Annotated in this window: 11 protein-coding genes; 1 reads left to right on the top strand and 10 read right to left on the bottom strand. The window is 71.0% G+C overall.

The window, feature by feature from the left end:
- Nucleotides 1-21 precede the first annotated feature (21 nt).
- The 7 genes from kdpC to ACSNOH_RS30095 all read right to left on the bottom strand — a co-directional run bounded on the left by kdpC (nucleotide 22) and on the right by ACSNOH_RS30095 (nucleotide 6,738).
- The gene (gene kdpC / locus ACSNOH_RS30125) at nucleotides 22-681 is read right to left on the bottom strand and encodes a potassium-transporting ATPase subunit KdpC (RefSeq protein WP_436724611.1); all 660 of its coding nucleotides are present in this window, start codon (nucleotides 679-681) and stop codon (nucleotides 22-24) included.
- A gap of 7 nt (nucleotides 682-688) precedes the next feature.
- A complete protein-coding gene (kdpB, locus tag ACSNOH_RS30120) occupies nucleotides 689-2,791 on the bottom strand; it encodes a potassium-transporting ATPase subunit KdpB (protein WP_436724610.1) in 2,103 nt (700 codons plus the stop codon).
- Nucleotides 2,788-4,479, bottom strand: a complete 1,692-nt coding sequence (gene kdpA, locus ACSNOH_RS30115; protein WP_436724609.1) for a potassium-transporting ATPase subunit KdpA — start codon at nucleotides 4,477-4,479, stop codon at nucleotides 2,788-2,790. The genes kdpB and kdpA overlap by 4 nt, the downstream gene beginning before the upstream one ends.
- Nucleotides 4,480-4,487: 8 nt before the next feature.
- Nucleotides 4,488-4,577, bottom strand: a complete 90-nt coding sequence (kdpF, locus tag ACSNOH_RS30110) for a K(+)-transporting ATPase subunit F (protein ID WP_043188605.1) — start codon at nucleotides 4,575-4,577, stop codon at nucleotides 4,488-4,490.
- A 325-nt stretch (nucleotides 4,578-4,902) separates the two neighbouring features.
- Nucleotides 4,903-5,679, bottom strand: coding sequence for a DUF3710 domain-containing protein (locus ACSNOH_RS30105; RefSeq protein ID WP_436724608.1), 777 nt, complete (start codon nucleotides 5,677-5,679; stop codon nucleotides 4,903-4,905).
- Nucleotide 5,680: 1 nt separating this feature from the next.
- Entirely contained in the window at nucleotides 5,681-6,181 is a 501-nt protein-coding gene (gene dut, locus ACSNOH_RS30100; protein WP_436724607.1) for a dUTP diphosphatase, read from the bottom strand.
- A complete protein-coding gene (locus ACSNOH_RS30095) occupies nucleotides 6,178-6,738 on the bottom strand; it encodes a PaaI family thioesterase (protein WP_436724612.1) in 561 nt (186 codons plus the stop codon). The genes dut and ACSNOH_RS30095 overlap by 4 nt, the downstream gene beginning before the upstream one ends.
- Before the next feature lie 83 nt (nucleotides 6,739-6,821).
- Between ACSNOH_RS30095 and ACSNOH_RS30090 the strand changes: the two genes are divergently transcribed.
- Nucleotides 6,822-7,268 carry a DUF3093 domain-containing protein gene (locus tag ACSNOH_RS30090; RefSeq protein WP_436724606.1) on the top strand — a complete coding sequence of 149 codons (447 nt, stop codon included), beginning with the start codon at nucleotides 6,822-6,824 and terminating at the stop codon, nucleotides 7,266-7,268.
- Between the two features lie 93 nt (nucleotides 7,269-7,361).
- Here the strand turns inward: ACSNOH_RS30090 and ACSNOH_RS30085 are convergent, their stop codons facing one another.
- From ACSNOH_RS30085 to ACSNOH_RS30075, 3 genes are all read right to left on the bottom strand, one after another.
- Nucleotides 7,362-8,171, bottom strand: coding sequence for a hypothetical protein (locus ACSNOH_RS30085; protein WP_436724605.1), 810 nt, complete (start codon nucleotides 8,169-8,171; stop codon nucleotides 7,362-7,364).
- A 14-nt stretch (nucleotides 8,172-8,185) separates the two neighbouring features.
- Complete coding sequence (locus ACSNOH_RS30080; protein ID WP_030366107.1) at nucleotides 8,186-8,482, bottom strand: DUF4193 domain-containing protein; 297 nt, start codon at nucleotides 8,480-8,482, stop codon at nucleotides 8,186-8,188.
- A 398-nt stretch (nucleotides 8,483-8,880) separates the two neighbouring features.
- Nucleotides 8,881-10,107, bottom strand: a 1,227-nt coding sequence (locus tag ACSNOH_RS30075) for a sensor histidine kinase (protein WP_436724604.1), incomplete at its 5' end; no start/stop codon positions are given.

The following is a 10,107-nucleotide window of genomic DNA, read 5'->3' as shown; positions in this document are numbered from 1 at the left end:
CCCCTCCCCCGCCGGAAGGCGTCAGCGCTTGCCGCCGCCCCCGGCGAGCTCCCGCAGGGCGACATTCAGCTTCAGGACGTTGACGCGCTCCTCGCCCATGAAGCCGAGGATGCGGCCGTCCACGTGGTCCTCGACCAGCTTCTCGACCGCGGCCGCCGACAGGCCGTTGGCCTCGGCGACGCGCTTGGCCTGCAGGCGTGCGTAGGCCGGCGAGATGTCCGGGTCGAGACCCGAGGCGGAGGCCGTCAGCGCGTCCACCGGGACGGACTTCGGGTCCACGTGGTTGAACTCGGCGACGTCCGCCCGCCGCTGCTTCACGGCGTCCAGCAGGGTCTTGCTATCGGCGGCGAGGTTCGAGGCACCGGAGACGAGCAGCTTGTGCTGCGTGTTCTCGGTGTTCGGGCCGGCGGCCGACGGGCGCGGCTGGAAGTACTTCGGGTCCGGCAGCGGGTTGCCGTCCTTGTCCTTCTCATCGAGGGTGAAGGTCTGCCCGAGCCGCTCGGAGCCCACGGACTTGCCGTCCACGGTCACCTCGGAGCCGTTGGCCTTGTCGTGGAAGGCCGCCTGGGCGATGCCGGTGACGACCAGCGGGTAGATCACCCCGCAGACCACCGTGAGGACGAGCAGGGCGCGGAGCCCCGCGCCGACCAGGCGGGCCGTGCTGCGTACGGAGTTGTTCATGGTGACGTCACCCGATGCCAGGGATGAGGGAGATGAGCAGGTCGATGATCTTGATACCGATGAACGGGGAGATCAGGCCGCCCAGTCCGTAGATCAAGAGGTTGCGGCGGAGCATGGCGTCCGCGCTCATCGGCCGGTAGCGCACGCCCTTGAGGGCGAGCGGGACCAGCGCGACGATGATCAGCGCGTTGAAGATGACCGCCGAGAGGATGGCCGACTCGGGCGAGGTCAGGCTCATGATGTTGAGCTTGTCCAGGCCGGGGTAGGCCACCGCGAACATCGCCGGGATGATGGCGAAGTACTTGGCGACGTCGTTGGCGATCGAGAAGGTCGTCAGGGCGCCGCGCGTGATGAGCAGCTGCTTGCCGATCTCGACGATCTCGATCAGCTTGGTCGGGTTGGAGTCCAGGTCCACCATGTTCCCGGCCTCCTTGGCGGCCGAGGTGCCGGTGTTCATGGCCACGCCGACATCCGCCTGGGCGAGTGCGGGGGCGTCGTTCGTGCCGTCGCCCGTCATCGCCACGAGCTTGCCGCCGGCCTGCTCGCGCTTGATGAGCGCCATCTTGTCCTCGGGCGTGGCCTCGGCGAGGAAGTCGTCGACGCCGGCCTCCTCCGCGATGGCCTTGGCCGTCAGCGGGTTGTCGCCCGTGATCATGACGGTCTTGATGCCCATGGCGCGCAGCTCGTCGAACCGCTCGCGCATGCCCTCCTTGACGACGTCCTTGAGGTGGATGACGCCGAGGACGCGCGCGCCCTTGTCGTCCTCCACGGCGACGAGCAGCGGCGTGCCGCCCGCCTGCGAGATGTCGTCGGTGAGCTTGCGGGCGTCCTCGGCCACGCGGCCGCCCTGCTCCTCGACCCAGGCGATGACCGAACCGGTCGCGCCCTTGCGGACCTTGCGGCCGTCGACGTCCACGCCGGACATGCGCGTCTGCGCCGTGAACGGGATCCACTCCGCTCCCACCAGCTCGCCCTCGTGGCGCTCGCGCAGGCCGTACTTCTCCTTGGCGAGCACGACGATCGAGCGGCCCTCGGGCGTCTCGTCGGCGAGCGAGGACAGCTGGGCGGCGTCGGCGACCTCGGCCGCCATGGTGCCCTTGACGGGCACGAACTCGGCGGCCTGCCGGTTGCCGTACGTGATGGTGCCGGTCTTGTCGAGCAGCAGCGTCGAGACGTCGCCCGCGGCCTCCACCGCGCGCCCGGACATCGCCAGGACGTTGCGCTGCACCAGCCGGTCCATGCCCGCGATGCCGATGGCGGACAGCAGGGCGCCGATGGTGGTCGGGATGAGGCAGACGAGCAGCGCCGCGAGGATGATCATCGACTGCTCGGCGCCCGCGTAGATCGCGAACGGCTGGAGCGTGATGACGGCCAGCAGGAAGACGATCGTCAGCGAGGCGAGCAGGATGTTCAGCGCGATCTCGTTGGGCGTCTTCTGCCGGGCCGCGCCCTCGACCAGGTTGATCATCCGGTCGATGAAGGTCTCGCCGGGCTTCGTCGTGATCTTGATGACGATGCGGTCGGAGAGGACCTTGGTGCCGCCGGTGACCGCCGAGCGGTCGCCGCCGGACTCGCGGATGACCGGGGCGGACTCGCCGGTGATGGCCGACTCGTCGACCGACGCGACGCCCTCGACGACGTCGCCGTCGCCCGGGATGATGTCGCCCGCCTCGCAGACGACCAGGTCGCCCACGCGCAGCTCGGTGCCGGCCACCGGCTCCTCGGTGTCACCGTTCAGCCGGCGGGCCACCGTGTCGGTCTTGGCCTTGCGCAGGGTGTCGGCCTGGGCCTTGCCGCGGCCCTCGGCGACCGCCTCGGCCAGGTTGGCGAAGAGGACGGTCAGCCACAGCCAGACGGTGATCGCCCAGCCGAACCAGGAGCCCGGGTCCTTCAGCGCCAGCACGGTGGTGACCACCGAGCCGATCAGGACCACGAACATCACCGGGGACTTGACCATCACCCGGGGGTCGAGCTTGCGGAAGGCGTCCGGCAGCGACTTCAGCAGCTGGGCCGGGTCGAAGAGGCCGCCGGAGACCCGGCCGGGCTCCGGGGAGCCCTGCGGCCGGGCGTCCTCCTCGGACGGCGTACGGACAGGGGTGGTCGTGCTCATGAGAGTCCCTCCGCCATCGGGCCAAGGGCCAGGGCCGGGAAGTAGGTCAAGCCGGTGATGATCAGGATCGCGCCGACGAGCAGGCCCGCGAAGAGCGGCTTCTCCGTGCGCAGGGTGCCGGCGGTCTCGGGGACGGGCGTCTGCTCGGCGAGCGAGCCGGCCAGCGCCAGGACGAAGACCATCGGCAGGAAGCGGCCGAGCAGCATGGCGAGGCCGATCGTGGTGTTGTACCAGGGCGTGTTGGCGTTCAGGCCGGCGAAGGCGGAGCCGTTGTTGTTGGCGCCGGAGGTGAACGCGTAGAGGACCTCGGAGAAGCCGTGGGCGCCGCTGCCGTCCACCGAGTTGCCCTTGACGTTCAGGATCGACTCGGGCGGCGCGGACAGCGCCATGGACAGGGCGGTGAAGCCCAGCACCAGGGTCGGGGTGATGAGGATGTAGCACGCGGCGAGCTTGATCTCGCGGGTGCCGATCTTCTTGCCGAGGTACTCGGGCGTACGGCCGACCATCAGGCCCGCGATGAAGACCGCGATGACCGCCATGACGAGCATGCCGTAGAGGCCGGAGCCGACGCCGCCGGGCGCGATCTCGCCGAGCATCATGCTCAGCAGCGTGATGCCGCCGCCGAGGCCGGTGAAGGAGGAGTGGAAGGAGTCCACCGCGCCGGTCGAGGTGAGCGTCGTGGTGGTGGCGAAGATGGCCGAGGCGCCGACGCCGAAGCGCTGTTCCTTGCCCTCCATCGCGCCGCCCGCCGCCTGCAGCGCGGGGCCGTGGTGCGCGTACTCGGTCCACATCATCAGGGCGGTGAAGCCGAGCCAGATGACGCCCATCGCGGCCAGGATCGCGTAGCCCTGCTTGACGTTGCCGACGAGCTTGCCGAAGGTGCGCGTCAGCGAGAACGGGATGACGAGGATCAGGAAGATCTCGAAGAGGTTGGAGAAGGCGTTGGGGTTCTCGAACGGGTGGGCGGAGTTGGCGTTGAAGTAGCCGCCGCCGTTGGTGCCGAGCTCCTTGATGACCTCCTGCGAGGCCACGGCGCCGCCGTTGACCTGCTGGGTGCCGCCCGTGAGCTGACCTATCCCGTGGATCCCGGAGAAGTTCTGGATCGCGCCGCAGGCGACGAGCACGATCGCACCGATCACCGAGAGCGGGATCAGGATGCGGACGGTGCCGCGGACGAGGTCGGCCCAGAAGTTGCCGAGCTCGCCGGTGCGGGAGCGGGCGAAGCCGCGGACGAGCGCGACCGCGACGGCTATGCCGACGGCCGCGGAGACGAAGTTCTGCACGGCGAGGCCGAGCGTCTGGACGGCGTGGCCCATGGCCTGCTCGCCCGAGTACGACTGCCAGTTGGTGTTGGCGACGAACGAGGCGGCGGTGTTGAACGCCTGGTCCGGGCTGATCGCGGTGAAGCCCAGCGACAGCGAGTCCGGCAGGACGCCCTGGATCCGCTGCAGCAGGTACAGGAAGAGGACGCCGACGGCGGAGAAGGCGAGGACGCCGCGCAGGTACGCGGGCCAGCGCATCCCGGCGTCCGGGTCGGCGCCGATGGTGCGGTAGATCAGTCTTTCCACGCCCAGGTGCTTCTCGGCGCTGTAGACGCGGGCCATGTAGTCGCCCAGCGGGCGGTAGGACAGCGCCAGCGCCGCGACGAGCGCGAGGAGCTGGAGGACTCCGGAGAGTACGGGGCTCATGTCTGTGCTCAGAACCTCTCCGGGAAGACGAGGGCGAGGATCAGGTAGCCCAGCAGGGCGACGGCCACGACCAGGCCGACGATGTTCTCGGCGGTCACAGCTTCGTCACCCCCTTGGCGACGAGAGCCACCAGCGCGAAGACCGCGACCGTGGTGACGACGAAGGCCACGTCGGCCATCGTGTGCTCCTAGAGAGGGTTCGGAGAGGAACGGACCATCACAGGAAACCGTTCGCCGCCCCCTCCTGCGCCCGCGTTGACGCCCTCTATACGGCCATTAGCGCCCCCTTGACGGAATCCATACGGATACGCCTTTGACCTGCAAAAACGCCGCTGGGGCGCAACCCCGGTCAGGGGTTGCGGCCCAGCGGAAGGCCAAAATCCGGCCGTCGGCGGGATGCTCGCCGGCGGCCGTGAGCCGTACGTCAGCGCACTTCGGAGATCTCCGGACCGCGCTCCAGGCGGTCCACGCCGCCCGCGAAGCGCGAGCGGTCGTCGTCCTGCGGCTGCAGGCCCTCGGCGACCATCTGGGCGTCCTCGGGCAGCTTCAGGACGATCGGGTCGCGGGGAGCCATCGGGGACTCGCCGCGGACCACGACGGTGTCCCGGAAGATCTGCTCCAGCAGGCCGGCGGTCTGCGGCTGCACCGCGCCCTGGCCGGAGATCACGCCGCGCAGGAACCAGCGCGGCCCGTCGCACCCGACGAAGCGCACCATCTGCACGCCCTGCGTGCCGTCCGGCAGCGCCACCGGCACCTGGGCCCGCAGCTCCCAGCCGAGCGGCCCCTGCACCTCGTCCACGACACCGCCCTGCTGGGTGATGCCGGAGGCGATCTCCTCGCGGACCTCGCTCCAGATGCCCTCGCGCTTGGGGGCGGCGAAGCCCTGCAGCTGCACGGCGCTGTCGCGGAGCACGACGGTCGCGGCGACGATCGCGTCACCGGCGACCTCCACGCGCAGCTCCATGCCCTCGACACCGGGCACGAACAGACCGCCCAGGTCGACCCGGCCCTCGGCGGGGTCGCGGACCTCGGAGAGATCCCACGGCCCGTCGGGGCGCGGCTCCGGCTCCAGCCGGACGCGGCTCTCGGCCGCGGAGTCCTGCGCGGCCGGCGAGTCCTCGGCCAACTCCTCGGAGGTCACGTCGTCGGGACGGGAGTCCCCGGCCACGTCCTCACTGCGCTTGCGGCGACGACCGAACACGTCACTGTCCTTCCCGGTCGCTGGCGACCGAAGCGAATCCATACCCCACGGCAGCGTGGCCACCGGTGGACCCGAAGCCCCCTTCGGCCCGTGCCGAGCCCGGAAGCTCCGCGACCTCGTGGAAGCGGACCTTCTCTACCTGCTGGACGACCAACTGGGCGATGCGGTCGAACCTCTCGAACCGGACGGTCTCCCGCGGGTCCAGATTGACCACAATCACCTTGATCTCTCCACGGTACCCGGCATCGATGGTCCCCGGGGCATTCACCATGGAGACTCCGCACCTGGCGGCGAGGCCCGAACGCGGGTGCACGAAGGCGGCGTAGCCGTCGGGGAGCGCGATCGCCACACCCGTCGGCAGGACCATCCGCTCGCCCGGGGCCAGCTCGGCGGCCTCGGTGGTCACGAGGTCGCAGCCGGCGTCACCGGGGTGACCGTAGGAGGGGACGGGCACCTCGGGGTCGACTCGGCGGATGAGGACGTCCAAGGGTTGACGCGTCACGGGTTCACCTCGAAAGCTCGCGCGACCTTCACCTGGTCGGGGTTGGCCAGGGTGGCCTGGATCTCTGCGGGACGGCCGTGCTCGATGAAGTGGTCCACCTTGACCTCGACGAACACCGCCTCGGCGCGGAGCGCGACGGGACCCTCGGGCCCGCCGATCCGGCCGGTGGCCGCAGCGTAGATCTTACGGCCGTGCACGGCCTTCACCTCGGCCCGCAGGTGCAGCACGGTGTCCACCGGCACGGGCAGCAGGTAGTCGGTCTCCAGCCGGCCCGTCACCGCGATCACCCGCAGCATCCAGCCCAGCGCGCTCAGCGTCTCGTCCAGCGCCGTCGCCAGCACCCCGCCGTGGGCGAGGCCGGGGGCGCCCTGGTGGGCGTCCTTCACCCGGAACTCCGCGGTGACGCACACCCCGTCGCCGGCCCGTACCTCCACGTGCAGCCCGTGCGGGACGCCGGGGCCGCAGCCGAAGCAGTACTCGTAGTGCGACCCGATGGTCTCGCCGGGCGCGGGCGCGTCGGGGTGCCGCACCGGGGGCACGGCCCCCTCCGGCGGCATCAGCGCTGTCGTTCGTCCACTCACAGGGGCTGACCTTACCCGCGACGGCCGGGCCCGGTCCCGCTCGTGTCAAGCTTGGGCCCATGCAGGCTTACGAAGAACGTCTCACCGCGCCCCGTTCCTGGTGGTTGATCGCGGTTCTGGCCGGGGTGGCGATGGCGCTGATCCTGCTGCCCCTGGGGACGGTGCCCATGCTGGGCGGTCTCGTGGGCGGCGCGGCCCTCGCGGCGGTGGCCGTCAGCTCCTACGGGTCGGCGCGCATCCGGCTGGTGGGCGGCGCGCTGATCGCGGGCGACGCCCGGATCCCGGTCGAGGCGCTGGGGACGCCGGAGGTGCTGGAGGGCGAGGAGGCCCGTGCCTGGCGCACGTACAAGGCGGACACCCGGGCCTTCATGCTGCTGCGGGGGTATGTGCCCACGGCGGTCCGGATCGAGGTCACGGACCCGTCCGACCCGACGCCGTACCTCTACCTCTCGACGCGCTCGCCCGAGCGGCTGGCCGCCGCGCTGACAGCGGCACGGGCCTCCTGAGGCGCCTTCCGGCGGAAGCGGTCGTACGGGCCTGCCGGCGGGCTTCCCCGCGGCGCGCAGAGGGCCGGGCGCCGGGCCCGGCCCACGAGGCCGCTAGGTGAGCGGAGAAGGGCCTTCCGGGCCCTCGGGGAGTGCGTCCCACGGCACCTGCCGGGCGCGCAGGTCCTTACGGACCCTGGCCGCGAGCCTTCTGGTGTCGCGGCGGTTCATCACCGCGCCCACGGTCGCACCCACCATGAAGGGGGCGAGGCTGGGGAGATTGCGGAACGCGCGCTTGAGGATCTGCTGGCGCAGCTCGCGCTTGAGCTGGCCGCCCAGGGCCGCGTTGACGGTGGTGGGGGCCGTGACGTCGATGCCGCGCTCGTCGGCCCAGGCGGCCAGATAGGCCAGGGAGCGCTGGCGGAGGGTGCCGGGGGCCCGCAGGCCGTACACCTCGTGGAGCTCGGCGATCAGCTTGATCTCCACGGCGGCGACGCCGGCGATCTCGGCCGCCAGCTCGGCGGGCATCGCGGGCGGCACCGGCAGCATCGCCGCGGCGCCGACTCCGGCGCCGACGGTGGAGGTGGCGTTGGCCGCGCCGGCCACCAGCTTGTCGGCGAGCTCCTCCGGGCCGAGGCCCGGGAACTGGGCCCGCAGCGTCGCGAGGTCGCGCACGGGGATGCGCGGGGCGTTCGCGATGATGCGGTCGGCGAGGGCGGTGAGGCCCGCCCGCGCTCCGCGGCCGCCTTTGGCGGCGCCACGGCCGACCGCAGCGGCGAGCGAGGCCGTGCGGCCCCGCTCGACGTCGGTGCCGGCCGTGTCACCGGCGGCGGGAGCGTCCTGCCGTGCGGCGCCCCGGCCGGGCCCGGTGGTCAGCTCGGGCTGCCGGGAGCGCCTCTTCCGGAACGGGGCCGAGCCTGCCATCGCAGACCCGGTCCTCAGTCGCAGTCGCGGCAGATCGGCTGGCCGTTCTTCTCGCGCGCCAGCTGGCTGCGGTGGTGCACGAGGAAGCAGCTCATGCAGGTGAACTCGTCGGCCTGCTTGGGCAGGACCCGGACGGCCAGCTCCTCGTTGGAGAGGTCCGCGCCGGGCAGCTCCATGCCCTCGGCGGCCTCGAAGTCGTCCACGTCGACGGTCGACGCCGACTTGTCGTTCCGGCGGGCCTTGAGCTCTTCAAGGCTGTCCGAGTCGACGTCGTCGTCGGTCTTGCGTGGGGTGTCGTAGTCCGTTGCCATGTCGCTCTCCCCCTCTGGGTGTCTGCGGTGTCTCCAGCGCACGTAACGCGTGAGAGGCCGGACTTGTGCCCGACCCGAGGCGGAGATTTTGCCTCACATCAAGGTCTGTTACTCAATCGACACCCAACCGCACACCTGAAGAGGTGATGGGGTTGGATGGCGAACCGGACCGTACACGGTCCGGATGCCGCATGCGGATGCGCCATCACGTGTACTTCCCGTGATCAGGACCAGCGGAAACCCCCATTTTTCCGGCGTTCCGGCGGGCTCGTTGATCACGGAGAGTGGATGGCCGGAAGTTTGCGTGTGTGAGCGATTCCACACATCCACAGCGAGGGGCGGAACGGGAAAATTCCGCCCAAAGCGAACCTACGGCCGCCCCATTCTCGCAGAAATTTTCAGGTGGGCAGGACCACTCTCATGATCAACCCGCCTCCCTCGCGCGGCTCGGCGGTGATCCGCCCGCCGTGCGCGCGGGCCACCGAGCGCACGATGGACAGCCCCAGGCCGACGCCCTTGTCGCTGCCCGTGCGCTCCGTGCGGAGCCTGCGGAACGGCTCGAAGATGTTGTCCAGCTCGTACGCCGGGACCACGGGGCCGGTGTTCTCCACGACCAGCACCGCACGGCCCGGCTGCGCCTCGGTGGTGACCTCGACCCAGCCGTCCGGGGCGTTGTAGCGCACGGCGTTCTGCACGAGGTTCAGCGCGATCCGCTCCAGCAGGACGCCATTGCCCTGGACCACCGCGGGCTGCCGGGTGCCGCGCAGCTCCACGCCCTTGTCCTGGGCCTCCGAGCGCGTCTGGTCCAGCGCCCGGGACGCCACCTCCGCCAGGTCCACGGGCTTGCGGTCGACGATCTCGTTGTCGCTGCGGGCGAGCAGCAGCAGGCCCTCCACCAGCTGCTCGCTGCGCTCGTTGGTGGCCAGCAGCGTCTTGCCGAGCTGATGGATCTCCGGCGGCGCGCCGGGGTCGGAGAGGGTGACCTCCAGCAGCGTGCGGTTGATCGCCAGCGGCGTGCGCAGCTCGTGCGAGGCGTTGGCCACGAACCGCTGCTGGGCGGTGAAGGCCCGCTCCAGCCGGTCGAGCATCTCGTCGAAGGTGTCCGACAGCTCCTTCAACTCGTCCTCCGGCCCGCCCAGTTCGATGCGCCGGGAGAGGTCGGTGGCGGCCACCCGGCGGGCGGTGCGGGTCATCTTGCCCAGCGGCGAGAGGACCCGGCCCGCCATGGCGTAGCCGAAGGCGAAGGCGATCACGGCGAGGCCGAGGAGGGCCAGCAGGGAGCGCTTGAGGAGGCCGTCGAGGGCCATGGCGCGCTGGTGCTCCATGCACAGCCGCAGGCCGTTCATGAAAGTGTCGCTGTTGGTCGCGGAGCCCTGGGGCAGGCTCCGGCAGCTGGCGCTGGTCTCGACGTTGGCGTTGAGGATCCGGAACGGCAGCTGGTTGCCCTGGGTGAGGGCGTCGGCCGCCAGCAGGTAGATGATCGTGAGCAGCAGGACGCCCGCCATCAGGAACATCCCGCCGTACAGCAGGGTCAGGCGTATCCGGATGGTGGGGCGCAGCCAGGGGAACGGCCGCACGACGGGCTGGCGCGGGTCCCAGGTGGGCTTGGGGGGCGCCGCGGGGGG

The sequence above is a fragment of the Streptomyces sp. URMC 127 genome (genome assembly GCF_051386535.1).
In the GTDB taxonomy this organism is placed as follows: Bacteria; Actinomycetota; Actinomycetes; order Streptomycetales; family Streptomycetaceae; genus Streptomyces.
Note: the sequence above shows the minus strand (reverse complement) of the source record. Positions and strands in the feature narration are given on the sequence as shown.

What these genes read in the sequence shown, in the direction of transcription:
- kdpC (WP_436724611.1), bottom strand. Translation starts at nt 681, where the DNA reads ATGAACAACTCCGTACGCAGCACGGCCCGCCTGGTCGGCGCGGGGCTC.
- kdpB (WP_436724610.1), bottom strand. Translation starts at nt 2,791, where the DNA reads ATGAGCACGACCACCCCTGTCCGTACGCCGTCCGAGGAGGACGCCCGG.
- kdpA (WP_436724609.1), bottom strand. Translation starts at nt 4,479, where the DNA reads ATGAGCCCCGTACTCTCCGGAGTCCTCCAGCTCCTCGCGCTCGTCGCG.
- ACSNOH_RS30095 (WP_436724612.1), bottom strand. Translation starts at nt 6,738, where the DNA reads ATGCCGCCGGAGGGGGCCGTGCCCCCGGTGCGGCACCCCGACGCGCCC.
- ACSNOH_RS30090 (WP_436724606.1), top strand. Translation starts at nt 6,822, where the DNA reads ATGCAGGCTTACGAAGAACGTCTCACCGCGCCCCGTTCCTGGTGGTTG.
- ACSNOH_RS30085 (WP_436724605.1), bottom strand. Translation starts at nt 8,171, where the DNA reads ATGGCAGGCTCGGCCCCGTTCCGGAAGAGGCGCTCCCGGCAGCCCGAG.
- ACSNOH_RS30080 (WP_030366107.1), bottom strand. Translation starts at nt 8,482, where the DNA reads ATGGCAACGGACTACGACACCCCACGCAAGACCGACGACGACGTCGAC.